We start from the raw sequence: 25,014 nt of genomic DNA, 5'->3' as shown, positions 1-25,014 counted from the left end.
CACCGGCTACTGCACAACCAAGGCTGGCAGATCTTCGAACACTCCGGCGCCTACTGGCTCAGGCCACCCGCGTCCGCGGACCCCGGCCAAAAGCTCATCCAGCTGCACAGCAAAAGCCCCGCCGCCCTCGAACAACACCACCACCAGCACGACCAGCCCTGAGGGGCACTACGGCTCCTCAGCTCAACCGACGGCGGACCCGCGTCAGGCGGCGTTCTCCGAGGCGTCCTCCGGGGTCGACAGCGGGGTGATGTACGAGTAGCCGGTGCGGGTGTTCTTGGTGATCGAGAGCACCAGGTCCATGTGCGGTTCGAGCGCGGTGACCTTGTCCAGCGGCGACCCCACGATCAGCTGGAAGCCGAGGCCCTTCCACGCGGACACGGCCCGGCCGGCGAACTCGGAGTCGGACTTCACAAAGCCCTCGTCGAGGAACACCGGCGCGAACCGCGGCCGGGTGCGGCTCTCGTCGCCGAGCTGGAACCGCAGCGCGGCACCGACGACGAACGCCACGAGTTCCTGCGACTCGCCACCGCTCTTGCCGCCGAGCGACGAGTAGGTGCTGACTTCGACGCCCTCCGGGGTGGTGCGTACCGCGGTGATCTCCACGTGCCGGCGCACATCCAACAGCAGGTCTCGATCAGTGTCGCCCCTCGCGGCACCGGCCCGGCCGGTGTCGCTGACGCCCAGGTCATCCGGCCGGCGGATGAGGTTCATGAACGCCTGCAGCCGGGTGAACCGGCTTTCGGTCTGCTCGTCGGTGAACTCCTCGGTGGCACCGGAGGAGAGCACCCTGAGCTCCTTGCGGAACGCCGTGGCGTCATCGCGGTGCAGGCGGCGCAGGGAGATCTGCAACCGGTCCCGGCCCGCGCCGAACGGCAGGGTCCTGAGGATGTCATTGATCGGCCGCAACCGGTCTTCGATCTCCTCGATCGAGGTAGTGAACGCACCGACCAGCGGCACGAGGTCCTGCCCGCTCCAGGCGGAGAGCCGGCGCTTCCATTCCTGCCGGCGCTCGAACAGGCCGAGCGTGTACACGGCGTCGAGGATGTCGCTGTAGCTGGAGTACGACTCCATTCCGACGCCGACGTTCGGGTCCGGCCAGCGGCTCTGGAAGGTTTCGAAGATCCCGATGAGGGTGTTCCGGGCGCTCCGTGCGGTCTCGCGGTCCTGCGCGGACTGCTCGGTGAGCCGCTCCCGCAGGCGTCGCACACCGTTCGCGAAGGTGGCCAGGTCGGCGCTGTCGCTGACGGCGGCGAACTGGACGGCCAGATGCGCGGAGTGCTCCTCGGTCAGGCTGACGGTGTCGTCGGCCTGGATCCGCTCCAGGGCGTCGTTCACGACATCCTGCCGGTCCACGATCGCCGCGTGCTCGTCGCCGAGCACGCCGGCCGCGCGCTCGGTCTCGTGCTTGTGCTTCTGAGCGGCTTCCAGCTCGGCCGTGAGGCGTGCTTCTTCGTCCTTGAGACCGCGGAGCACATCGCTGTTTGCGAGCAGGCGCTCCCGCTCGGCCTCTTTGTCGGCGATCTTCGCCTGCGCGCCCGCCACGTCGATGGCCGCCCAGACGGTGTCGATCACGTGCTGGTGCGCATCCTTGAGGCGGCGCAGGGCGATGATCTGCCCGGCCTTGGCGGATGCCTGCTGCGCGAGCGAGTCGGCGGAGGCCTTTAGAGCGGCCAGCTCCTCGTCGATCTCGGCGAGGCGCACATCGCTGGAGAAGCCGATGATGGAGCGCTGGTCCTTGTTCCAACCATGGGCGCCGCGTTTGCCCTGGCGGATCTGTCCGCTCCGGGTGACCCGGGAGCCGTCGCCGGCCAGGTCGGCCGGGCCGTTCACGCAGAGCGCGTCGATGGTCGGCGCCTGCACGCGGTCCTGCACCCAGCGGCTGAAGGGCGAGTCCTTGAAGGTGAGCTTGCCGGAGACGTACCGCGGGTCGGGTTGCACCTGCTGGTGCGGGTGCAGGGGGACGCCTTCGAAGTGGATGCGCACCGGGATGTGCAGCGGGTCGATGGCCTCGCCGAGGGCGCGTAGCCGGTTCTCGTCGACGAGCAGCACTCGCACGACCGAGCCGAGGGTCACCTCGGCGGCCTGGCGCCAGGCATCCTCGCCGGGCGCGATGTCGATGAGTTCGGCCACGAAGGGCAGCTCCTCGGCCGGGATGCCCGCGGCCTCGGCGATCATCAGCCGGGCGTTGTGCAGGTGTTGCGGAACCAGGCTGGCGCGCCCCTTGAGGAAGCCGTGTTCCTGCTTGAGGGTGCGGATCTTCTCTTCGATCGGGTATGCGGTGCGCTGCAGGCCCACGCGTTCGAGATCGAGCTCCTGCTCGGTGGCGGCGAACCCCGCGACGAACTCTTCGGCGGCCAGCTGCGCGGCGGCGAAGGAGTCGACCGAGTCGATGGCGGCCGCATCGGCGGTGGCGCCGAGCAGGCTGATCCGGTCGTCGAACCTGGCACGCTCGGCGTCCACGTCGTCGCGCCGGGCGGTGAGCACATCGAGGTCGTTCTGCAGGCCGGCGAGCACATCGCCGCCGTTGTCGCGCTGCTGGTGCTGCAGGTCGGCGACCCGGCCCTTCAGCTCGGTCTCGGTATCCCGGGCCGCGGTGAACGCGGCCTGGTTCTCCCGCCGGCTGCTGCGGTTGGTGTCGGCGGCCGAGTCGAGCAGGCCGTGCTCGGTGAGCAGCTGCCAGAGCACGAACGGGGTGTCGCCGTCACGGTGCACCCCGAACCGGTCGATCAGGTCGGCTTTCTCGGTCGCGGTCTCGTAATCACGGTGCAGGTCGGGCAGGCGTTCGAGCACCTTGGCCTTCTGCGCCTCGGTGACCATGGCGCCGTAGGAGCGCTCAAGGTCCTCGAAGTGGTCGACGGCCTTGTCGGCGGCGGCGTAAGTGGCGGGTTCCTCGAGCACCATCGACTTGTAGAGTCCGTCGACGGTCTTCACCTGCTGGCCGGCCTGGATGCGGGCGAGCAGCCGCAGCGCCTTGCCGCCCTCCCCGTTGGCGCCGATGCCGAGCCGGGTGTACAGGGTCTGCGAGAAAGCGGCGTAGGTGTCGAAGACGTCGAGGTCACTGAACCGGTTCTTCAGCGCCCGCTTGTCGAAGCGGGCTTCGGTGACGTCGGCCAGGTCGCGCAGGTCGAGCCGGCCGTCGCGGGTGGCCATCTTCATGGTCACGTCGGCGAACTTCGTCGCTCCGCGCGGCACGAAGTAGGCGCGCAGAACGGTGAACCGGCGCTGGTTGTCGTCGATGAAGGTCATCGCCACGGCGCCCCAGGTGGCGGCGTCGGCGCCGCGGAGCACCTGGTCGTGCATTGTTCCGGTGTCGGCCTCCCGGGTGGAGTCGGTCTTGCCGCGCAGGTAGGTCATCAGGTTGCGCTGGTCGACGCTGCGGGCCCGGCCGGAGCCGGCGTCGTTGGACGCGCCGTTGAACGGCGTGTCGGAGGGCATCATCAGCGCCAGGTAGGCGTCGAGCAGGCTGGATTTACCTGTGCCGGAGGCCCCGGAAACGAGGGTGGCGGTGCGGGCGAAGTCGACCTCGTGGTGGCCCTGGAAGCCTCCCCAGTTGACCATCTGGAAGGATTCGGCGCGCCACTGGGTGGTGCCCTCGGTGGCGCCGTCCATGTGGAAGAGCGGGGAATCGGTCATGATGCGGCCTCCAGGGCGGGGTCGGCTGGTTCGCGATCGTCGTCGGAGTCGGGCTCGGCGTCCAGCGCGGCGGCGTCCAGCGCGGCGGCGTCCGGCTCGTCGGCGTCGACCGGGGCGGGCAGGTCGGCACCGTTCTGGTTCACCAGCCACTCCCACAGCTCGGTGAGCCGTTCGATGGGCAGCAACACCTCGATCACGGCGGAGATCCGGAAGCGGTCGGGGTCGCTGGTCTTCAACAGCACCCGGGCCTTGGCCAGGCTGTCCACGGCCGCGGTGGCGCGCCGGGCGTCGCCGAACCGGTCGGTGGCGTGCTCCGGGCGGAAGTGCGCGACGTTGTCGACGAGGTTGTCCCGGTCGACGATGACGATGTCCACGCCGTTGGCGCGCTCGCTGCGGAACCGCTGGCGCAGCAACACCAGCAGGATGGTTTCCTCGCGGGTGTACGACACATCGTGCAACAGGGTCGGGAACCGTTCGCCGCCCTCGCCGACGGCCTGGCGCTTGAACGCCACCTCGTAGTGCAGGTCGACGTGCAGGTCGAGGAAGAGGTCGTTCAGCCGGGATTTCAGCAGGCTCTGCGAGGTCAGCAGGGTGCGCCACTCGGCCGGCTGCATTGCGGCGGAGATGTAGCGGTGCCGAAGCAGCAGCACCAGGGTGCGACGCTGTTCGACGGTCAGGCCGCCCTCGTCGCCCTCGAAGAGGGAGAAGCTTTCCGCGGTGTCGTCCTCGTCCGGCAGGGCGTCGCCCTCGATGGCGGACTCATCGGTCACGTCGGTCACGTCGTCAGTCATGGTCAGGTCCATAGTTCAGGGCGGCCAGGGCCGCGGTGTCATCGTCGGTGAGAGTGATGCGCGGCACCGAGAAGGTGCGGCGAGACCCGTCGGGTCGGACGGTGTCGAAGGCTTCGGTCGGTGCGCCCTCCGCGGCTGCGGACCCGTCGGCGGCCGACGCATCGATGCCGGTGACCGCGTCGACCTGGGTGGCGAGCTGCAGCAGCCCGAGGATCTCCACCGGCCGGCGCAGGGCCGGGTCGAGCCGGTTGAAGGCGTCCCCGACGGATGCGGCACCGTCGGTGGTGAATGCGCTCACGATGGCGTCCCGCAGCTCGCCCAGCAGCGGGCCGCCCTGGGTGCGCATGGCGTCGAGGCTCTGCGGCTCCGGCGCGAACGCCGATACATCCTCGAGGGGCGGCGGCGCCTTGTGGGCGCCCGGGTCATAGAAGCGTTCGCGCAGGTGCTCGAGCTCCAGGGTGCCGGGCATCAGCTCGGCGGTCACGGTGGACCGGGGCCCGGCGGTCTCCATCCAGATCGCGAGTTCCTTGTTGATCTCCCGCAGCAGTCGCTCGAGTTCCCGATCCTTGACCACGTCGTGGTTCACGATGTGTTCCCGCAGTGTGGTGGTGAGGCCGTTACGCTGGGTGAGCACGTCGTCGACGCCCTTGCGGATCAGGCTGACGGTGCCCATGAAGCTGCGCCGCTCCTCGGCGCTGAGTTCGAGGGCGAAGGGGTGCAGCAGGATCGACTCGAGGTCGTTCTTCAGCGCGGCGAGCAGGCTCTCGTCGCGCAGCAGCACGATGGCGCCCTCGAACGCGCGGCCCTCCGCGGTCGACGACATCAATGCATCCGTCTTGGAGAGGTACTCGTCGAGCACCTCACTGATGGGTCGTTCCTCGCCGCGGAAGTCGTTGACGATCTGCCGGTGCATGCCGGCGACGGATTCCTCCACCCTCTTGAAGTCGCTGGGCAGCTGGGTGATGAGGTCGATGAGGTTGTCGTAGCCCTCGTGCATCTGGGAGTTGGACGCCGCCGCGATCTCGCCGCCGCCGGCGAGGCGGTCGCGCTCGGCGGCCAGGGCGGCCATCTCCAGGTCGAGCCGGCGGATGCGTTCGTCGCGGTCCGGGTTGGCCTGGGTGGCGCGGTGGCGCACCGTATCGACGATCGTGGTGAGGCGGGATTCGCTGATCAGGGCGCGATCGCGGGCGAGCCCCTCCACCAGCAGCAACGCTTCGAGGGCGTGCGAGGTGAGCGAGTACTGTTCCTCGCCGTCCTCCCCCGTTTCGCGGTAGAGCCACAGATCGTTCATCCACTGCACGCAGAGCGCTCGGCCGTTGCGTCCGGGCACATCGGTGCCGATGGATTTCAGGTCGGCGAGGTAGGCGTCCACCTGCGCGTGCAGCCGGTCGGCCTGCACGCTGCGCCGGTCCCGGCTGAAGGAGGACTTGAACACCGCGAGCACGAAGGGCGCCCACTTGCGGTCGAGGAGCCGCAGGGTGGGTCGGTCGAAGGCATCGCGCACCCGCGCCAATTCACCCGCAATATCACTCACCACGTACGTTCCCTTCACGCCCAGCCGGGTCTGCCCCGTTGGGCCTCCTCAACCGTAGTCGCCAGAACGACGCTGGTCGGGCACCCCGTCCGGGCGCGAGTGCCCGGCTAGTACTCGGCGGGCCCGTCGCCGGCGGCTTCGTCGGCTTTCAGCTTGAGCAGGGCGAGGTCCACGAGCAGGAACATCTCGGTACGTTCGGCCCGGTGACGTTGGTATTCGGGGTCGAGCGGGTCGATCGAGAGCCGCATCAGCCGGGCGCGCATGGCGTCCTGGATCTCCTCGCTGGCGGCATTCTGAGAGTCCCGCACCAAGCGGCCGACGTGGTCCTCGTCCTCGGCCACGGCAATCAACGCCGCGGCGAGGCGCTTGTGCACGCGTTTGCGCAGTTTGAACTGGCGGATGTCCATCAGCTGGTCCTGCGACAGGTCCAGCCGCCACGTCGACGAGGTCAGTTCCTTGCGCTGTTCGCCGACGCGCACCGCAGATTCCCGGTTCTCCTCCGCGAGGGCGAGCAGTTCCCTGCGGGTGGTCTCGGCGAACCGGGCAGTATCGAAGTCGGCGTGTTCCCCGAGCCCTGCGACGATGATGTCGTTCTTCACGGCCATCCGCACGGAGGACAACGCGATGAGCAGGCCCTCATCGACGATGCGCGATATCGGCGCTCGTCCGCCGTGCTTCACCGCATCCGTCACACCCCCATTTTACAAGCCCGCGAACCGCGGAGGATCGCACCCGAAAACTTTGGTTTCCGGGGCCCGGCTCACCAGAATGCCCGGCCCGAGTCGAGATGACAGTTGAGGCCCCGTGAACCGCCAATCACGGGCCCCAAATGGCATCTCGGTAAAGGGCATGTTCGCAAGTTGCCAGTTGAGGCCCCCTGGATCGCCAGATCAGGGCCTCAGGTGGCAACTCGGCACCGACTGTGGATGCGCGCAAGCGTACCGACGAGGCCGAACCCGCTCAGTCGAGGTCCAGGCAATCGCGGTTACTCTGGAATGACCATGCGACTCCTTCTGATCCGCCACGGCCAGACGCCCGCCAACGTGCGCGGGCAGCTCGATACCGCACACCCGGGACCCGGCCTGACCGAGCTCGGTGAGCGCCAGGCTGCCGTCATTCCTGAGGCCCTCCGGTTCGATTCCATCGACACGATCTTCGCGTCCACCCTGCACCGCACCCAGCTCACCGCGCAGCCTCTGGCGCTCGATCGCGGCCTGGACATCCAGATCGCCGACGGCCTGCACGAGATCGAGGCCGGCGACCTCGAGCGTCGCAGCGACCACGCCTCCGTGCGCCGGTACATGGAAACGGTGTTCGCCTGGGGCGCGGGCAACCTCGACGTTCAGATGCCCGGCGGGCCGGACGGGAACGCGTTCTTCGCCCGGTACGACGCCGATATCGCCGTGGCCGCTGCCAGCGGGCAGACCGCGGCGGTCTTCAGCCACGGGGCGGCGATCCGGGTCTGGGCCGCGGCCCGCGCCATGAACGTGCCGTCCATGTTCGCCGGGCTGCACGACCTCGACAACACCGGCGTCGTCGAGCTGTCCGGGTCACCCGAAGAGGGCTGGACCCTGCTGTCCTGGGCGGGCGTGCCGCTCGGTGGCAAGCCCTTGGCCGACGCGGATGCCGTTGACCCCACTGGCGAGGCGCTCGACGCGTCCTGAGCGTGTCACGCGCGGGGTGATCAGGCGCGCTCGGCGGCTCGGGTGCCGCATTCGGCCGCCGAATCAGACGGTGGCATCGGCCATCGCCCCGGCGGTGAGTTGCACGGAGCGTAGCCGGTCGTCGATGCCCTGCGATGCGTGGGCGAGGATCAATTCGTCCGCCTGGGTGACCCTGACGAGCTCGTCCAGGAAGGCGCGCACATCCGCCGGGGTGCCCACACCCGTGTACCGCATCATGTCGGCGAGCCGGCCACCCTCCGTGGTGCTGAGGAAGGCGTCGATCTGCGCGTCGGAGTAGTCCGGGGTCGCCGGCCCCCTGCTGATCATGCCGCGCACCCGGGCGCGGCGCATGATCTCGAACTGCTGCGTGGCATCCGCCGCGTCATCGGCCGCGATCACGTTGGCCGCCACCAGCAGGTACGGCTCGGCGAGCTGCGCCGAGGGCTGGAAGTCCCGGCGGTAGGTGGCGACGGCTTCGAACAGGGAGTCGGGCGCGAAGTGGGACGCGAACGCGTACGGCAGCCCGAGCGCCGCGGCGAGACCGGCACCGAACAGCGACGACCCGAGGATGTACAGCGGCACGTTGGTGCCGGCGCCGGGCACGGCCCGCACCCCGGGGATGATGGATTCGTCGCGCAGGTAGGCCTGCAGCTCCATGACGTCCTGCGGGAATTGGTCGGAGGCCCGCGGGTCACGGCGCATGGCCCGAGCCGTGGTCTGGTCACTGCCGGGCGCGCGGCCCAGGCCCAGGTCGATGCGGCCCGGGTACAGCTCGGCAAGAGTGCCGTACTGCTCGGCGATGGTCAGCGGCGAGTGGTTGGGCAGCATCACGCCCCCGGAACCCAGCCGGATGGTCGACGTCTGCGAGGCGATGTGCCCGACGAGCACGCTCGTGGCCGATGAGGCGATTGTGGGCATGTTGTGGTGCTCGGCATACCAGACCCGCTGATACCCGTGCTTCTCGGCGGCCCGGGCGAGGGCGACGCTGGCGGCGAAGCTCTCTGCGATGGTCTGTCCGGGTGCGATGGGGGCGAGGTCAAGAATGGAGAGCGGTGTCGTCATGCTCGAGGTAACGGTTTTCGGCGCCGAAACGTTCCCGGATTCACCGAATCCGGCCAGGGCCCGGCAGGAACCGGCCGACCCTGGCCGCGTATTCCGAGTATGCCGGATGCTCGTCGGCGAGCATTCGCTCCTCCCACCTGGCCTTGCCGGAGAGCAGGCCCACCAGGGCGAACCAGGTCAGGATGTGCAGGAACGACGCACCGACCAGTACCAGGCCCAGCCCTCCGGCCATCAGGCCGGTGTAGATCGGGTTGCGAATGATGCGGTAGACCGTCGGTGGCCAGCGGGGTGTTCTCCCGTGGAATCGGGCTGGCCGTCATGGCGGGGCCCAGCGTTGCGGAGCCGCGCACGGCCAGGGCGATGCCGCCGACGACCAGCGTGACGGAGGTGGCGATGACGAATCCGTTCACCGGCCACACCGTGCCGTGCGGCAAGATCAGCAGGGCCACGAGCAGCAGGACCTGACCGGTCACCAGGCCGAACGCGAGCGCACGTTTCATGCCCCGAGAGTACAACCGCCTTCGCGCCTGCGGCAGTCCACAGGCGCCTGTGATCCCACGCCGATCCGGCAGGCCTTAACCGGCCAACGGCCCGCGAACTCGAGGTTCGCGGGCCGTTGTGGTGTTCTGGGTGAGAATCTGCCGATCAGTACCAGCCGACCGATTCGGACTTGTTCCAGGCGGCGCACGGGGTGCCGTAGCTGCCGGAGATGTAGCCGAGACCCCAGGAGATCTGGGTGGCCGCGTTGGTGGCCCAGTCGGAACCGGCGGACGCCATCTTGCTGCCCGGCAGCGCCTGCGGGATGCCGGTGGCACCGCTGGAGGCGTTGTACGCGTTCACGTTCCAGCCGGACTCCTTGTTCCAGAGGCTGACGAGGCAGCCGAACTGGTCGGCGCCCCAGCCGTAGTTGGCGCTCATCATGTCGCGGGCGATGGCCTGGGCCCCACTGGGGTTGGCGGGGGCGGCGGGGGCCGACGGGGCCGGCGCGCTGCTCGCCTCGGGGGCGGCCTGGGCTTCTTCGGCGGCGCTCGCGGCGGCGGCTTCCTCGGCGGCAGCCTGCTCTGCCGCGGCCTGGGCGGCGGCCTCTGCGGCAGCAGCCTCGGCAGCAGCGGCAGCCGCAGCCTCGGCCTCGGCGGCGATCCGGTCGGCCTCGGCCGTCGCGGCCTGCACCGGCTCCACCTGGGTGTTCGTCGTGGCGACGAGCTCGTAGACGCGCTCGGGCGCCAACTGCTTGTAGTTGCTCAACATCGCCACGCTCGTGGCCAGGTCGGTGGCATCGGCCTTGTCCTGGGCGGCGGTGATCACGGCGGTTGCGCCGGCGATGGTTCCGGCGGCCGCCTTCTCGGCGTGCGCCGCGGCCACCGCGCTGTAGCTGCGCAGCTGTTCAGCGTGCAGACCGGTGCTCTCGGTCAGAGCGGCCGTCTCGGCCACCCGGTCGTTCTGGGCCGCCATGGCGGGCTGCAGCACAAAACCGGTTCCGGCCATTGCACCGACGACGAGGACTGCAACGCCCGCCGCCGTGCGACGGGTGACGCGGGCACGATGTGTGTGTGCGGCCCGCGCTTCACGGGGAGTCGTCTCTGCGGTCTCGTCGGGGCGGACAGGTGTACGGGAAAACAGTGAAGTCAAGGTTCAGTATGTCTTTCACAGGGACGAATCGCACTGGGCACCTTCGCGAGGCTCGAGTTTCGAGGCGCTGTGCACGTGCGATTCTTAGTCGACGTTCCACGGGCGGGGGCCCACCCGGGCGAAGTGACCACCCTGCAACATGTTTCTGCATGCATCCTCACTCTGTGCCGAGAATGTCCTCCGAGGCCCCAGAATACCCTTGCGCTTTCCGCCCAGGCCTGTATGCAAAATATAAGTGCTGATCACACCCATTTCGCCGACGCTGAATTGGTTGTTCCCGGCCACATTTCCGGCGCGGGCGACCGCAAAACCCGTTGCAGATATTTTTCGCACCGGCGACGCATGCGTAACATCCGGCCGCACGCCATCCGCGACACGGTCAGCGGTGGCGCATCGCTTGCTGTCGAACCGGGCGCGACGTCACCGTGACGTCGGCGATGGTCTTGAGGTCGGGATGCGCCTCATCACCGTTCCGGATCACGCCGGTGATCCAACGCAGCCGGAGCCCCCGGGGCGTCTCGGCCACGCTGGCCAGGCAGTTTTCAAACCACGGACCGCGGACTCCCCGCCACCTCAGTGGCGCTGCAGGCACCCCGGCCGACCGGGCCAGCAGTTCGCTAGGCCGATTCGCGATGGCGTAGGAGAGCACCGCGGAGAATGACCGCAACGGCAGGGCCAGCGGGTTCCGGATCGGCGAGCAGACCGCTTGGACGATGCGGCTGCCCGTTGTCCGTTGCACCTCGGCGAGATAGGAGTAGTGCACGTCGCCGGAGAGGAAGACGATGCTCTCCGGCGCCGGGCCGCGGCGGCCGTCGGCCACCTCGGTGACCATTCGGGCGACCCGGCGGAAGCTGGCCTGGAACGCTGCCCAGTGCTCGAGGTCCAGTGCCTGGCGCAGCTTCTCGCTGAGTCCGGCGATCCGTTCGCCCCACGCCCCCTCGGCGGTCGCTTCGTCCCAGGCCTCCAGGTGGTGCAGGCCGGTCGGCAGCAGGAACGGCAGGGACGTGCCCACCAGCAGGTGCCGGAAGCCACCGCGCATCCGCTCGTCGAGCCAGGCCGACTCGTCCTCGTCGAGCAGTGCGCGCCGGGCGGGGTCGAGCACTCGCGCGGCCCGGGAGTCGACCACGATCAGCCGGCTGTCACCGAAGTCGCGGCAGTAGCTCCAGCGGTAGCTGGCGGGGTCGGCATCGGCGCGCTCGGCGAATCGGTCGAGCCGGTCACTGAGATCCAGCTCCGCATCGCCGTCATGCGCCTGAACCAGCCGCCAGAGCTCATCCCGCGCGCGCGCGGCGGGCGACAGATTTCCCAAGTGCTGGTACACCCAGTACGAGGCCAGCCCGGCGACCAGCCGCTGGTGCCACCAGGACGTCTGTTCGATCTCCCGCTTCCAGCTGAGCGAGGCGTTCCAGTCGTCACGGATGTCGTGGTCGTCGAAGATCATCGCGGTCGGCACGGTCGAGAGTAACCAGCGGTTCGCGGGGTCCGACCAGGCCAGCCCGTACAGATGCGCGTACTCCTCGAAGTCGGCCAGCTCCTCGCCGGGTGGTTCATCGGGATCCCGCCGCGCACGGATGAATTCCTGCATCGCATCGCTCGTGGTGTCGGCGTAGACCTGGTCGCCGAGGAACAGCACCAGGTCGGGCCAGGCGAACCGCCCCGGCCGGGCGGCCATCTGCACGGCAAACGTGCGCAGGGCATCCACCCCATGGCTGCGATTGCCGCCGGCATCGTGGGGCACGCTGGTGCGGCACGACCCGAACGCGATCCGCATCGGCGCGCCGGGGGCGAGGGTGGTGATGGCGGATGCCGGGAATCGCCAGTTCGCCGGCGGCCACACCTCCTCGTCGTCAATGTCGACGGTGTAGGGGGTGACCGTGCCCGGCGCGAGCTCGTCGACCTGGACCAGCGCGAAGTGATGCCCGTGCACCGCAAAAGTGCGGGCCGACCAGGACCGGCCGGCGGCCCGAACCGTGACCACCGCCGTGGCGGCGGTTTCGACCCACACGGCGGCCGAGACGGCGTCGACGTACCGCAGCAACGGGCCGAGGACCAGCGCAGGGGCCGTCATGGTCACGCGTCGATCTGCTCGAGCAGTTTCTTCAGCGCGTCCTCGATGTCGTCGTGGTCGTGCTGGCCCACCCGGCTTTCGGCGGAGATCACCGCGCACCGATGCACCTTGGTGAAGTCGCCGATCGGGAACGAGTAGCGGCCCTTGGTGTCCTCGGACGCGTCGGCATCCACACCGAGGTGCCAGAGGCCGAAGGCGTCGAAATCGTGCTTGTCGAGGAACGCGTTCTCGGCCGCCGCCGAAGGGGCGTGCTCGCTCCAGTCGTCGCGTTCATCACGCACGACCTTGTCTTTCCTGACCAGTTCCCTGGCGTGTGCGAAGGCCTTCTTATTCAGCGTGACGGCCATGGTGACTCCCCTCAACCGACATTGTGGACCGCTCGGCAACCGGCCGCAGCAGAAATAATCGCACGGCGCGCCCCGAGTCACGCTCGTAGCCGCGATAGCCCGGCCATTGACGTTCACTGCGGCGCCAGGCCTCCTCGCGGGCGTCGGGGCCGATGAGGCTGGCCCACACGTGCAGCCGGCGACCGCGTACGACAATGTCGGCTTCCGGATGCGCAGGGAGGTTGTAGGTCCACGCCGGGTGGTGCTCGCGGGCGAAACTGGTACCCGCAACGATCGCCCCGCCGTGCCCGTCCGGTGTGTACATCAGCGCGGATTCCCGGGGCAGGCCGGATTTCGCGCCGGTGCTGTGCAGCACCAGGGACGGCACGAGGAGCGCGCTCAGCTGCACGCGTCCACGGCTGAGCCGGTGCAGGGCCCGTTCGACCGGCGGCAGGGCCGTCGGGGCGAGCGCCCGGAACAGCCGGGTACGGCTGAGCGGCGCGGCAACCGCGCGAACCAGGCGCTGAACGGTGAACATGCCGCCCAGTGTGGACCCGTTGCGGCTGAGCCGCGCGGCTTCTGCCGGGAGGGCAGTACTCAGTCGGCGAGAATGAGGTAGAGCGCCCGGCGCACCTCGTCCAGCTTCTCGCTCGCGGCGGCCCGCTGGGCGTCACTGGCACTGGAACGGAACTGGTGCACGACACCGAACAGCTTGCCGACGCTCTCGTGGAAGGCCGCGTCAGCGTCGGATTGCCCCGGCGTTGCGTCCCAGGCCTTCTGCAGCTCGTCGGCGTGCTCGGCCAGGTAGGTCCGGCCGGCCTCCGTGAGGTCGTAGTCGGTACGCCGCCCGTCGCCGGTCGGTGAGATGAGTTCCTCGTCGACGAGCTGCTGCAGGGTCGGGTAGATCGAACCGGGGCTGGGGCGCCAGGCACCGCTGGTCTTCTCCTCGATGGCCCGGATGAGTCCGTAGCCGTTGGAGGGCTGGTCGGCGAGCAGCGAGATGATCGCCGAGCGCACGTCGCCCTTGTTGGCACGGCGTGAGCCGCGGGGGCCACCCGGTCCGAAACCGCCGAAGCCGGAGCCTCCGGGTCCGAAACCGCGGCCGAAGCCGCGGCCGTGGCCCTGGGCGGAGTCGTGGTGAGCCCGGTGCATCTCCGGAGAGAAGCCCGGGCGCCGCAAATCGGCCCGGCCGTACTCGGACTGGCCGAATTCTGAAGGGTTGGTGGAGTGAGTGCGCTTCATAGTCGCAATCGTCCTTTCACGGTGTGCGTCCCGGGTCGATGCCACGGGCGCGCCTCGCGGAACTTCCGCGATACAGCAACGATATATCGTTAAGTATCGGGAAGTCAACCGTGAAACTCTCAGAGCGTGGGCAGCACCTGCTCGCGTACCTTGCGGCGCAGCACCTTGCCGAGCATGGTGCGCGGGGTGTCGGTGATCTGCACGATCCGGCGCGGGATCTTGTACGCCGCCAGGTGCTCCCGGCAGTGGTCCTGCAGGGCCTTCTCGTCCAGCACCGCCCCGGGCTCCAGCTCGACCGCCGCAGCCACCATCTCGCCGCCGCGCTCCAGGGGCTTGCCGAAGACGGCGGCATCCACCACGGAGGCGTGCAGGCGCAGCACGGTCTCCACCTCGGTGGGCGCCACGTTGAAGCCTCCGGTGATGATGAGGTCCTTGGCCCGGTCGACGATGGTGGAGAAGCCGTCCTCGTCGACGGTGACGATGTCGCCGGTGCGCAGCCAGCCGTCGGGCGTGAGCGTCTTCGCGGTTTCCTCCGGGTTGTTCCAGTAGCCCTGGAACACCTGTGGGCCCTTGAGCAGCAACTCCCCCGGCTGCCCCTGCGCCACCTCAACGGTGGGGTCGGTCGGATCGGTCACCTTCATCAGGGTGGACGAGAACGGGATGCCGACGGTACCCGGCCGGCGGGTGGGGTGGAATGGATTGCCCATCGCGACCGGTGAGGCCTCGGTCATGCCGAAGCCCTCCACCAGCAGGCCGCCGGAGACGGACTCCCACAGCTCCACCACGTGGTCGGGCAGGTTCATCGCCCCGGAGATGCAGAACTTACACGAGCGCAGCGAGATGCCGCGTTCCTTCGCGGCGAGCGCAGTGCGCTCGTAGATCGGCGGCACCGCGCAGTACACCGTCGCCGGGGTCTTCTTCATGGTGTCGAGCACGGTCTTCGGGTCGAACTTGGGAAACAGCACGATCAGGGCCTGCTTGTGGATGCCGTACGTCAGGTAGAGCGTGAGGCCGAAGGAGTGGAACATCGGCAGGATCGCGTAGAAGACCTCTTTGCGATATTCGGCGCCGTGCATCCACGCCTCACCCTGCAGCGCGTTGCAGTGCAGGTTGTAGTGGGTGAGCATCGCACCCTTGGGGCGGCCGGTGGTACCGGAGGTGTACTGGATCGCCGCGAGGTCCTTCAGGCCCGGGCGGGGGTGCAGCGGGTCGATGGCGCCGCGGCTGATCAGGGACTTCCACGGGGTGGTGCCCGCGGCGGAGCCGGTCAGCGCCGCGCGGGATTCGCGCAGGCTCTTCACCGGCAGGCGCAGGGCCAACCGCTTGATGGCCGGGAACGCCTCCAGCAGGTTGACCGAGACGATGTGGTCGATCTCGATATCGGCCGGGAAGTCCCGCACCGTCGCGGCAACCGTGTCCCAGGCGATCACGATGCGCGCCTGATGGTCTTCGAACTGATGCCGGAGCTCCGGCGAGGTGTACAGCGGGTTGTGCTCCACCACCACGCCGCCCAGGCGCAGCACGGCGTAGAACGCGACAACGTGCTGGGGGCAGTTGGGCAGAATCAGGGCGACCCGGTCGCCGGCGCGCACGCCGAGGAGCCGCAGGCCCTCCGCCGCCTTGTCGATCTGCGCGCCGAGCTCGGCATACGTGGTGCGGCGGCCGAAGAATTCCAGTGCCGGCGCATTGCCGGCCTCCGCCACCGCGTGCTCGAGCATCTCGACCAGCGAGGTGGTGGGGTAGTCGATCTCGGCGGGAACGCCCGGTTGGTAGTGCTTCACCCAGGGCTGTTGCTCAGTAATGGCCATGCTGACATCCTCCCGCGAACCGCTGCCCGGCGTGGTGCGACACGGCACCCGCACGGATGCCCGTCCGGCGGCACCGCCCGCCGGTGCTTGACCGATCCGCCCGGACAGGGCACGGTTGTCAACGGGTGTACTTCGCCCGCGCCGCCGTCGGCGCCGATCCCCAGGGAGACCCCATGGCCACCGTCACCTCTCGCGATGGCACCGTGATCGGATTCGACAGCCAGGGAGCCGGTCCGGCCCTGATCCTGGTCGACGGTGCGACCTGCTACCGCGATGCCGGTCCCATGCGGGCCCTCGCCGCGCAGCTGGCGACCGGCTTCACCGTGTACACCTACGATCGCCGCGGACGCGGGGCCAGCACCGACACGCTGCCGTTCGCTCTCGAGCGGGAGATCGACGACATCGCCGCCCTGATCGACGTGGCCGGCGGCAGGGCGGCCCTGTTCGGCATGTCCAGCGGCGGCGCGCTGGCCATCGCGGCTGCCGCCGCGCTGGGCTCCTCGGTCACCGCGCTCGCCGTCTATGAGGTGCCGGTGAGCGTCGAGCTGGACCCTGCGGCCGTCACCTACTCCCGGGAGCTCGCGGCCGCGCTGGCGGACGGCCGCCGCGGGGACGCCATGGCCCTCTTCCTCGCCCGGGTGGGCATGCCGGCCGAGCAGATCACCGGGATGCGGCGCACGCCCATGTGGGACGCCTTCGAGAAGATCGCCCCCACCCTCGCCTACGACGACGCCGCCCTTGGTGACGGGCAGCTGCCCCGGGACCGGCTCGAAGCGATCAACACCCTCACGGTCGTGCTGAGCGGCGAACTGGCGCCGGAGGTCATCCGGGAATCGGCCAGGGCCATGGCCACCGCCTTCTCGCACGGCCGGCACCTGGAACTTGCCGGCCAGACCCACGATGTGGACGTCACCGTGCTGGCGCCGGCGCTGCTCGGCGCCCTGCGTTAGAAGTCGGTCAGGTTCGCGCGCAACCCGCCGCCGCCGAAGGAGTCCCGCAGGATTCCGCGGTGCCGCAGCTCGGGCACAGCTGGTCGAGCATCCGGTGCACCGTGACGGGGTGCAGGTCGCCGTTGATGATGAAGCCGTCATTGTCGGCCCCCTCGCCCAGCTCCTCGAAGAAGTCGGCGAATTGCGCGGCCGTGCCCACGAAACCGCTCTTGTCGCTGATGCGGCCCTTGCTGGCCTTGCGCGTGGCGATCTGCCGGAGGGTGTCGGACTCGATGTCCCCGGCCGCACCGACGAGATTGTTGACCGTGCCCTGGGACACGTGCTTGCCGAACACTCCCGGTCCGATCGAATGGTCGATGTCGAGCACGGTCAGGTCGGTCTCCAGGTCGCTGGATTGGGCCGCCAGGATCTCGCGCAGCACGTCGTCGCTCGGCCGCCGGGTGGCCGCGACGATGCGGTCCACCTCCTCGTCGCTGTCCACGATCTCCGGCTTGATCACGAAAAGGATGTTGATCGCCGACGGCAACCGCCCGGCTCGGGCCGCGGCGGCGTGGATCTTGGCCCGATAGGCGGTGACGCTGTCGATGGACAATGGCGCGAGCGCCAACTGCACGTCGGAGTTCGCGCCGGCGAAACCCAGGCTACGGCCGGAGCCGCCGGGCGACACGACAGTCGGGTCGCCCGCCGCCGCCTCGAACGGCAGCGCGTTCAACGGCCCGTCGAAGTTGAAATACTCACCCTGGTGGTGGAACGCGTCCAGTTTCGAGGCATCCGCGAACTGCCCCGTCTGCCGGTCGTTCACGTGGGCGCCCTCACCCCAGCTGTGCCAGAGCCGACGGATGCCACCCAGCCATTCCTCGGCGCGGTCGTAGGCGGCATCGTGGCCGAGTTCGGGCAGCCCGAAGTGCCTGGCGCTCTTCACATCGGTGACAACGTTCACGCCGAACCGGTTGTCGCTGAGGTGCTGCAGGGTGGCGAACTGCCGCGCGGCCAGGTACGGCGGGTACGCGCCGGCATTCACCGTGGGGGCGACACCGAGATGGCTGGTCACACCGAAGAGGTACGGCGCCAACAGCAGCGGATCGTGCTTGGGGCCGCCATACGCCGGATTCACCCGCAGGTTCAGGGTCTCGGGCGAGCCGAGCGACAAGGCGTCCTCGATGATCAGCAGGTCGAAGCCGGCCTGCTCCAGTTCCCGCACCGCCTGCTGATAGATCGCGGGCTTCTGCCACTCGTAGTTCCACCGATAGTCGGGGCGACCCCAGCCCTGGGGGCCGAAGCCGCGACCGAAGAACCGTCCGAAATGCTGCAGGTGAGTCATTCCCCCAGTCTCGGCGGGGCGGGCAGGATGCGCACCAATGTGTCCTTCGGTGAACCCGCCCGATTGTCGTACCCGGCCGCGCCACGTAGCGTGGCACCACCGAAAAGGACTGTCGGCACCGCGTTGCCGGTGTCGTCGGCCGGCCGAGAGGGACCAGCACCGTGACCACCACCGCCACACCGTACGGCCAGGACCACTTCGGCTTCGCCACCGAGCAGGTACACGCCGGCGAGATCGTCGGCGGCGACTTCGGTGCGCGCATCACGCCGATCTACCTCACCGCGGGCTTCGTCTTCGACTCCTTCGATCACGCCGAGGCCCGGTTTGCCGGCGAGGACGGCGGCCTGGTCTACACGCGCTACGCGAACCCCACGAACGCGGCCGTCGAGGCCAAGCTCACCGCGCTGGAGCACGGCGTGGACTCCCTGCTGGTGGCCAGCGGACAGGCGGCGATCACCGTGGCGCTGCTGGGCATCCTCAAGGCCGGTGACCACTTCCTCTCGGCGCCCAGCCTCTACGAGGGATCGAAGACCTTGTTCCGGGAGAACTTCGCCAGATTCGGCATCGAGGTGGAGTTCGTCGACGACCCGCACGACATCGATGACTGGCGCCGCCGGGTGCGCCCGAACACCCGCGCCAGCTACGGCGAAACCATCCCGAACCCCAAGAACGACCTGATCGACATCGGCCAGATCGCGGCCTTCGCCCGGGAGGAAGGCCTCCCGTTCGTCATCGACAGCACCGCCTCCACGCCGTACTTGATCCGGCCGCTGGAGCACGGCGCCTCCATCGTCGTGCACTCGGCCAGCAAGTTCCTCAGCGGCCACGGCGCCACCCTGGCCGGCGTGGTGATCGACGGCGGCAGCTTCGACTGGGCCCGCTATCCCGACAAGTTCCCGCAGTTCTCCACTCCCATCGGCGGCGCCGGCACCCCGACGCTGGCGGAGAAGTTCGGCAACACCGCCTACCTCGAGTACACCCGCACCATCATCGCCGGGCGGCTGGGGCCGGTGCTGTCACCGTTGAACGCGTTCCTGCTGCAGCAGGGCCTTGAGACGCTCTCCCTGCGCGTCGGCCAGCACTCCCGCAACGCGCTCTCCGTGGCCCGTTGGCTCGAGGCGCAGCCCGAGGTCGCGTCGGTGGACTATCCCGGCCTGGAGTCCAACCCGTCGCACGCCATCGCCCGGCGCGACTACCCGCGCGGCACCGGGTCGGTGTTCGGGTTCACCCTGCACGGCGGTATCGCGCATGCCCGCACCTTGATCAACGCGCTCGAGCTGTTCAGCCGGATGTCGCACCTCGGCGATGTGCGCTCGCTGGTGCTGCACCCCGGCACCACCTCCCACGCCCACCTGAGTGCCGAGGAACGCGACCGGCTCGGGATCTACCCGGGCCTCGTGCGCCTGTCCGTCGGCATCGAAGACGAGGATGACCTGCGCGCCGACCTCGAGCAGGCCTTCGCCGCGGTGCGCGCCGGTTCGGCCGCGACCACCCACGTCCCCGTGCCGGCTTTCGACGCCGGCTTGCCACTCTCGGCCTGACCGGAGCAGCCGGATTTAGTCCTCCCGAACGGGGTACGCACTCCGACCGGCTACCGTAGTACTATGACGCCTCCTGATTCAACTGCACCGACCGAGGCAGACGCTGCCCGAACGACGATCAACTTCTCCGAGCTCGGGCTCAGCGACTCGGTTCTGAGGGCCCTCAAGGACGTCGGTTACGAGACCCCGTCGGCCATCCAGGCCGCCACGATTCCCCCGCTGCTGGACGGCCGCGACGTCGTGGGCCTCGCCCAGACCGGCACCGGCAAGACGGCCGCCTTCGCCCTCCCGATCCTCTCCCGCCTCGACCTCTCCCAGAAGAGCCCCCAGGCCCTGGTGCTCGCTCCCACCCGCGAGCTCGCGCTTCAGGTCTGCGAGGCTTTCGAGAAGTACGCCTCCCACATGAAGGGTGTGCACGTACTTCCCGTCTACGGCGGACAGGGCTACGGCACCCAGCTGTCGGCCCTCCGCCGCGGCGTGCACGTTGTCGTCGGTACTCCCGGCCGCATTATGGACCACCTCGACAAGGGCACCCTCGACCTCACCCAGCTCAAGTACCTGGTGCTCGACGAGGCCGACGAAATGCTCAAGATGGGCTTTGCCGAAGATGTCGAGACGATCCTCGCCGACACCCCCGAAGACAAGCAGGTGGCCCTGTTCTCCGCCACCATGCCCGCTGCGATCCGCCGCATCTCCAAGCAGTACCTGAACAACCCCGAAGAGATCACGGTCAAGAACAAGACCACGACCTCCGCGAACACCACCCAGCGCTACCTGCTGGTTTCCTACCCGCAGAAGGTCGACGCGCTCACCCGCATCCTCGAGGTGGAGAACTTCGAGGGCATGATCGTCTTCACCCGCACCAAGAACGAGACCGAGACGCTCGCCGAGAAGCTGCGTGCCCGCGGCTACTCCGCCACCGCCATCAACGGCGACGTTCCCCAGGTGCAGCGCGAGCGCACGGTGGAGCAGCTCAAGAACGGCAAGCTCGACATTCTGGTCGCCACGGATGTCGCCGCCCGCGGCCTGGACGTGGAGCGTATCAGCCACGTCATCAACTACGACATCCCGATCGACACCGAGTCCTACGTGCACCGCATCGGCCGCACCGGACGGGCCGGGCGCAGCGGGGCGGCGATCAGTTTCGTAACGCCGCGCGAGCGGCGTCTGCTGGGCGCGATAGAGAAGGCAACTCGACAGCCGTTGACGCAGATGCAGTTGCCCACCGTGGAGGATGTGAACGTCACCCGTCTTGCCCGTTTCGACGACGCGATCACCGAGGCGCTCAATCAGGAAGCCCGGATCGCGAAGTTCCGGGACATCATCGGCCACTACGTCGAGCATCACGATGTGCCGGAGGCCGACGTGGCAGCCGCGCTGGCCGTGGTGGCGCAGGGCGAGACACCGCTTCTACTCTCCCCGGAAGATGTTCGAGCGCAACGGGCTGAAGACGGGGGCAGGCGAGATGAACGCTACGGCCGCGGGGACCGCGACTTGGGAGCCGAACGCGAGGAGCGACGACCTCGGTCCAATAAGCCGATGGCGGCGTATCGGATCGAAATCGGCAGGCGGCAGCGGGTTGAGCCCCGGCAAATCGTGGGAGCGCTCGCGAATGAGGGCGGCCTCAGCAGGGATGACTTCGGTGCAATCCAGATTCGCCCAGACTTCTCCATTGTGGAGTTGCCGGCAGACATGCCCGGCGATGTTCTCGACAAACTTCGGGACACCCGAATCAGCGGAAAGCTCATCGAAATCCGCCCCGATCGTCGGGGTGGGGTTCGGCACGAGGATCGCGGCGAGCGCCCTTCCCGTAACGCCCACCACAACTAGGCGGGCTCGGCGATGACGGGCACGAACGAGCGGACGGATGCTGCGGCCTCCATCGTGCCCGCGAGCGCCCGACCTTGACGACGCAGCGAGCGCGGAACACACTCGTACCGTGACCCGTGACATCGACGACGAAGAGTTGATCAGGCAGGTCGTGAATCGGCTCCAAGAGCGATTTCCGGACCTGCCACGACGTGACCTGGAAGGAGCAGCTCGCGCGGAATTCCTGCACCTTTCCGGTCGCCCGGTCCGGGACTACTTATCGATCCTGACTGAACGCGCCGCGAAGAAAAGGTTGAAGAAGGCCGGAAGGGCCGAGTCGTGAGGGCGATCACATCCTGCGTCACATTCCGTAAGCGCCACTCGTCGAGGGCTTGCGCAGCAGTTAGCGCTGCAGCAAGACGTCGAGCCCGACCGCCATCGCCGCCGCGAGCCGAAAGTCGAGCCGGTGGTCCGGAACGGTGACCGTGTATCGATCGCGAAGAGAGAACTGTCGCTCGCTCGACATGACGACCGCACCGGACTGCTTGTCGGTGAAGTCGAAGTGGAACGCCAGCGGAAGGTCGACGAAGCGGCGGAGTATCGCGACCATCCGGTTCCGCTCCTGCCCGTACGCCTCGATCGCCGGTCCGACGAGGTGGAAGCTCGAGCGCAGCAGGCTGGCGCCGAAATCCTTTTTGAACCAACCGACCGACTGACCGGAGCCGTCGGTCACCTCGTAGACCGCGGCAAGCTCGAGCGCCTGCCGGGCTTTGAACGAGAACACCGCCCGAGTGCGCGCTTCGTCGGCGTAAAAAGTGACCTGCTCCTTGAACGCCATCCGCTTCTGTTGCGCCATTGCCACCACACGGCCCTCCGAGCCGTCTGGATTCGCCTCGCGGATTTCGAAGCGGTTGACCATCATGGTGACACGCTGCTTGATGAAGAAACGCTCAAGATGCTGGGGCGCTCCGCCCTGCGGGATGTGGGTCACGCGCCCGATCCTAGCCCCGCCCGGCTCAGGTTCCGCAGAAGGTTTGGTAGGTGCCGAAGTCTTCCTGGGCGCCGGCGGCGTAGCCCTCGAGGCCAGGGCGCTCGTCGTAGGGGCGAGTGACCGCATCGAGCAACCGTCCGAGCGGATCGAGGTCGCCTGCCGTGCCCGCCGCGAGAGCCTCCTCGACAAGATGGTTGCGGGGGATGTAGATGGGATTGTTCCGGTCCATCAGGTCGGCGTCTGGGCCCAACGCACGCCAGCGTTGCGCCCAGGAGTCGAACGCCGCGACGTCGACGAACAGGCCGCGCACGCTATCAGCATGACCGCGGGCGGCGCGGCTCAGCGTGCGGAAGAACGATGTGTGGTCGACTCGTTCGGCGTGAACCAGCGTGGTCAACTCATCTACCAGGGGCGAAGTCACCTCCACGTCGAGGCGATCGGAGAGACCGAGCTTGGCCCTCATCCCCGCGGACCAGGCGTCGCCATACTGCCCCCGAAACTTGTCGAGCGACTCGACCGCGAGTGCGACCGCCTGCTCCTGGTCGTCCTGAAAAAGCGGAAGGAGCGCCTCCGCCAGTCGCGCGAGATTCCACTCCGCGATGACCGGCTGATTGCCGTAAGCGTAGCGTCCACCTTCATCGATCGAGCTGTAGACCGTTGCCGGGTCGAACGCCTCCATGAAGGCGCAGGGCCCATAGTCGATGGTCTCGCCCGAGATCGTCATGTTGTCGGTGTTCATGACCCCGTGGACGAAACCCACGAGCATCCACTGAGCCACCAGCGTCGCCTGTGCGGCGAGCACCGCCTCGAACAGTGCGAGATAGGGACGCCCCGCCTCCGCAGCTTCTGGGTGGTGACGGGCGATCGCATGGTCGGCGAGGCGGCGCAGCAGGTTCATGTCGCCCGTGGCGCGGGCGTACTGGAAGCTCCCCACGCGCAGATGGCTGCTCGCCACCCGCGTGAGCACAGCTCCCGGCAACAAGCCCTTCCGTAGCACGGAGCGCCCGGTTCCCACTACGGCGAGGGAGCGCGTCGTGGGAATGCTCAGAGCATGCATCGCCTCGCTCACGACGTACTCGCGCAGCATGGGGCCCACCGCAGCGAGTCCGTCGCCACTGCGAGCGAACGGCGTCCGCCCCGAGCCCTTGAGGTGGATGTCGCGTAGCCGGCCGTCGGCGCCGACTATCTCACCGAGCAGGAGCGCACGCCCGTCTCCGAGGCGCGGGGAGAAGCCACCGAATTGGTGCCCGGAGTAGGCCTGGGCCACCGGGGTGGCGCCGTCGGGAACGAGGTTTCCGATCAGCAGACGCAGGCCCTCCGGGGTCCGCAGCGAGGCCGGATCGAGACCCAGCTCGGAGGCCAGCGATTCGTTGAGCACGAGCAGTCGCGGGTCGGGCGCCTTCTCGGCCTGCCAGGGCACGGTCAACTCCGGGAGCTCCCTCGCGAAGCGGTCGTCCAGGGTGAGGGATGGTCGCAGTGCGATATTCACCCCATCGAGGCTACAGCGGGACGCTTGTCATCCCCTGTGCCCGACTGCGGTCCGTATGCAGCCGAATCAATTTCGGACCCGATCGAACCTCGCTCATGATCATCGTGAGCGCGGGATCCTCGCCTTGCGGATCAGCGCGGCATGCATACGGCAACCATTGACGATAATCGGCGGAGGCACCGTGTTCTCCGGTGCCGCACTCCGGCACGTCGACGTCGTTATCGGCGCGGTCGCCGAAGTCTGCTTCTCACGCTCTCGCTTCCAACATCCGCGCCCAACACTGGACAACCCCGCTGCAAGGTGGCACGATCGCGCAGATGACCAACGGTCCCTCCGCGGAGCACCCACGCAACCCCGCACCGCGCCGCCACGTCCCCGCGATCCACCCGGCCGACAGCCATGACCTGATCCGCGTGCAGGGCGCGCGAGTAAACAATCTCAAGGACATCAGCCTCGAGATCCCGAAGCGCCGACTGACGGTGTTTACCGGCATCTCCGGCTCCGGAAAGAGTTCGTTGGTATTCGGTACGATCGCCGCTGAGTCCCAGCGGATGATCAACGAGACCTACAGCGCATTCGTGCAGGGCTTCATGCCCTCGCTTGCCCGCCCGGATGTGGATGTGCTCGACGGACTGACCACCGCGATCATCGTCGACCAGGAGCGGATGGGCGCCAACGCCCGTTCCACCGTCGGCACGGCAACCGACGCCAACGCCCTGCTGCGCATCCTCTTCAGCCGACTCGGGTATCCGCACATCGGCTCGCCTCAGGCGTTCTCATTCAACGTCGCCTCAATCAGCGGAGCGGGGGCGGTGACCCTCGAACGTGGCGGACAGACCATCAGGGAGCGCCGCGACTTCAGCATCACCGGCGGTATGTGTCCGCGCTGCGAGGGCATGGGCAAGGTGAACGACATCGATCTGTCCGCGCTCTACGACGACAGCCTGTCGCTCAACGACGGCGCGCTCACGATTCCTGGCTACAGCATGGACGGCTGGTATGGCCGCATCTTCCGCGGCTGCGGCTGGTTCGATGCTGACAAGCCGATCCGCGAGTACACAGCGAAGGAGCTGCAGGACCTGCTTCACAGGGAGGCGACAAAGATTAAGGTCGAAGGGATCAATCTGACCTACCTGGGCCTCATCCCACAGAT

At 68.3% G+C, this 25,014-nt stretch carries 22 protein-coding genes; 7 read left to right on the top strand and 15 right to left on the bottom strand.

Going from position 1 to position 25,014, the window contains the following annotated elements:
- Positions 1 to 204: 204 nt before the first annotated feature.
- From JWP54_RS16875 to JWP54_RS16860, 4 genes are all read right to left on the bottom strand, one after another.
- Positions 205 to 3,636 carry an ATP-binding protein gene (locus JWP54_RS16875; protein WP_297374481.1) on the bottom strand — a complete coding sequence of 1,144 codons (3,432 nt, stop codon included), beginning with the start codon at positions 3,634 to 3,636 and terminating at the stop codon, positions 205 to 207.
- On the bottom strand, positions 3,633 to 4,427 hold the full coding sequence (locus tag JWP54_RS16870) for a DUF4194 domain-containing protein (protein WP_297374479.1): 795 nt from the start codon (positions 4,425 to 4,427) through the stop codon (positions 3,633 to 3,635). The genes JWP54_RS16875 and JWP54_RS16870 overlap by 4 nt, the downstream gene beginning before the upstream one ends.
- Positions 4,420 to 5,964: a DUF3375 domain-containing protein gene (locus tag JWP54_RS16865; RefSeq protein ID WP_297374477.1), complete on the bottom strand. Its 1,545-nt coding sequence runs from the start codon at positions 5,962 to 5,964 to the stop codon at positions 4,420 to 4,422. Before JWP54_RS16865 ends, JWP54_RS16870 begins: the two co-directional genes overlap by 8 nt.
- Before the next feature lie 104 nt (positions 5,965 to 6,068).
- Positions 6,069 to 6,653: a hypothetical protein gene (locus tag JWP54_RS16860; RefSeq protein ID WP_297374474.1), complete on the bottom strand. Its 585-nt coding sequence runs from the start codon at positions 6,651 to 6,653 to the stop codon at positions 6,069 to 6,071.
- 309 nt (positions 6,654 to 6,962) lie between these two features.
- Here JWP54_RS16860 and JWP54_RS16855 point away from each other — a divergent pair, with 309 nt between their 5' ends.
- Complete coding sequence (locus tag JWP54_RS16855; RefSeq protein WP_297374471.1) at positions 6,963 to 7,625, top strand: histidine phosphatase family protein; 663 nt, start codon at positions 6,963 to 6,965, stop codon at positions 7,623 to 7,625.
- Positions 7,626 to 7,688: 63 nt separating this feature from the next.
- Here JWP54_RS16855 and JWP54_RS16850 read toward each other — a convergent pair whose 3' ends face one another.
- Complete coding sequence (locus JWP54_RS16850) at positions 7,689 to 8,687, bottom strand: LLM class flavin-dependent oxidoreductase (protein ID WP_297374469.1); 999 nt, start codon at positions 8,685 to 8,687, stop codon at positions 7,689 to 7,691.
- Between the two features lie 40 nt (positions 8,688 to 8,727).
- On the bottom strand, positions 8,728 to 8,946 hold the full coding sequence (locus tag JWP54_RS16845) for a hypothetical protein (protein WP_297374490.1): 219 nt from the start codon (positions 8,944 to 8,946) through the stop codon (positions 8,728 to 8,730).
- 17 nt (positions 8,947 to 8,963) lie between these two features.
- On the opposite strand from JWP54_RS16845, the gene JWP54_RS16840 reads away from it, so the two are divergent.
- Positions 8,964 to 9,152, top strand: a complete 189-nt coding sequence (locus tag JWP54_RS16840) for a hypothetical protein (protein ID WP_297374466.1) — start codon at positions 8,964 to 8,966, stop codon at positions 9,150 to 9,152.
- Between the two features lie 180 nt (positions 9,153 to 9,332).
- Here the strand turns inward: JWP54_RS16840 and JWP54_RS16835 are convergent, their stop codons facing one another.
- The 6 genes from JWP54_RS16835 to JWP54_RS16810 all read right to left on the bottom strand — a co-directional run bounded on the left by JWP54_RS16835 (position 9,333) and on the right by JWP54_RS16810 (position 15,760).
- A complete protein-coding gene (locus JWP54_RS16835) occupies positions 9,333 to 10,172 on the bottom strand; it encodes a hypothetical protein (protein ID WP_297374463.1) in 840 nt (279 codons plus the stop codon).
- 523 nt (positions 10,173 to 10,695) lie between these two features.
- A complete protein-coding gene (locus JWP54_RS16830; RefSeq protein WP_297374487.1) occupies positions 10,696 to 12,384 on the bottom strand; it encodes an alkaline phosphatase D family protein in 1,689 nt (562 codons plus the stop codon).
- 2 nt (positions 12,385 to 12,386) lie between these two features.
- Complete coding sequence (locus tag JWP54_RS16825) at positions 12,387 to 12,731, bottom strand: hypothetical protein (protein ID WP_297374461.1); 345 nt, start codon at positions 12,729 to 12,731, stop codon at positions 12,387 to 12,389.
- Entirely contained in the window at positions 12,712 to 13,248 is a 537-nt protein-coding gene (locus tag JWP54_RS16820; RefSeq protein WP_297374457.1) for a nitroreductase family deazaflavin-dependent oxidoreductase, read from the bottom strand. Before JWP54_RS16820 ends, JWP54_RS16825 begins: the two co-directional genes overlap by 20 nt.
- A 59-nt stretch (positions 13,249 to 13,307) precedes the next feature.
- Positions 13,308 to 13,862 (bottom strand): PadR family transcriptional regulator, encoded by a 555-nt coding sequence (locus tag JWP54_RS16815; RefSeq protein ID WP_297374484.1) that lies wholly within the window; start codon positions 13,860 to 13,862, stop codon positions 13,308 to 13,310.
- 209 nt (positions 13,863 to 14,071) lie between these two features.
- Positions 14,072 to 15,760, bottom strand: a complete 1,689-nt coding sequence (locus JWP54_RS16810; protein ID WP_297374454.1) for a long-chain-fatty-acid--CoA ligase — start codon at positions 15,758 to 15,760, stop codon at positions 14,072 to 14,074.
- A gap of 173 nt (positions 15,761 to 15,933) precedes the next feature.
- Between JWP54_RS16810 and JWP54_RS16805 the strand changes: the two genes are divergently transcribed.
- On the top strand, positions 15,934 to 16,710 hold the full coding sequence (locus JWP54_RS16805) for an alpha/beta fold hydrolase (RefSeq protein ID WP_297374450.1): 777 nt from the start codon (positions 15,934 to 15,936) through the stop codon (positions 16,708 to 16,710).
- 7 nt (positions 16,711 to 16,717) lie between these two features.
- Here the strand turns inward: JWP54_RS16805 and JWP54_RS16800 are convergent, their stop codons facing one another.
- Complete coding sequence (locus JWP54_RS16800; protein ID WP_367274238.1) at positions 16,718 to 18,031, bottom strand: LLM class flavin-dependent oxidoreductase; 1,314 nt, start codon at positions 18,029 to 18,031, stop codon at positions 16,718 to 16,720.
- Between the two features lie 161 nt (positions 18,032 to 18,192).
- Between JWP54_RS16800 and JWP54_RS16795 the strand changes: the two genes are divergently transcribed.
- The 3 genes from JWP54_RS16795 (at position 18,193) to JWP54_RS16785 (ending at position 21,724) form a co-directional block, all read left to right on the top strand.
- Positions 18,193 to 19,572, top strand: coding sequence for an O-acetylhomoserine aminocarboxypropyltransferase/cysteine synthase family protein (locus JWP54_RS16795; protein ID WP_297374447.1), 1,380 nt, complete (start codon positions 18,193 to 18,195; stop codon positions 19,570 to 19,572).
- 63 nt (positions 19,573 to 19,635) lie between these two features.
- A complete protein-coding gene (locus JWP54_RS16790) occupies positions 19,636 to 21,402 on the top strand; it encodes a DEAD/DEAH box helicase (RefSeq protein WP_297374444.1) in 1,767 nt (588 codons plus the stop codon).
- A 109-nt stretch (positions 21,403 to 21,511) separates the two neighbouring features.
- Positions 21,512 to 21,724, top strand: a complete 213-nt coding sequence (locus JWP54_RS16785; RefSeq protein ID WP_297374442.1) for a three-helix bundle dimerization domain-containing protein — start codon at positions 21,512 to 21,514, stop codon at positions 21,722 to 21,724.
- A gap of 60 nt (positions 21,725 to 21,784) precedes the next feature.
- On the opposite strand, the gene JWP54_RS16780 is transcribed toward JWP54_RS16785, so the two are convergent.
- Together JWP54_RS16780 and JWP54_RS16775 are read right to left on the bottom strand one after the other, a co-directional pair.
- On the bottom strand, positions 21,785 to 22,372 hold the full coding sequence (locus JWP54_RS16780; RefSeq protein ID WP_297374440.1) for a hypothetical protein: 588 nt from the start codon (positions 22,370 to 22,372) through the stop codon (positions 21,785 to 21,787).
- Positions 22,373 to 22,397: 25 nt separating this feature from the next.
- Entirely contained in the window at positions 22,398 to 23,861 is a 1,464-nt protein-coding gene (locus JWP54_RS16775; protein WP_297374437.1) for a YdiU family protein, read from the bottom strand.
- Between the two features lie 317 nt (positions 23,862 to 24,178).
- Between JWP54_RS16775 and JWP54_RS16770 the strand changes: the two genes are divergently transcribed.
- Positions 24,179 to 25,014: hypothetical protein (locus JWP54_RS16770; protein WP_297374434.1), on the top strand; the 836-nt coding region annotated here is incomplete at its 3' end.

It is taken from the genome of Cryobacterium sp. (genome assembly GCF_025463825.1).
GTDB lineage: Bacteria > Actinomycetota > Actinomycetes > Actinomycetales > Microbacteriaceae > Cryobacterium.
The sequence above is the reverse complement of the archived record's forward strand: the minus strand, read 5'-3'. Positions and strand labels throughout refer to the sequence as shown.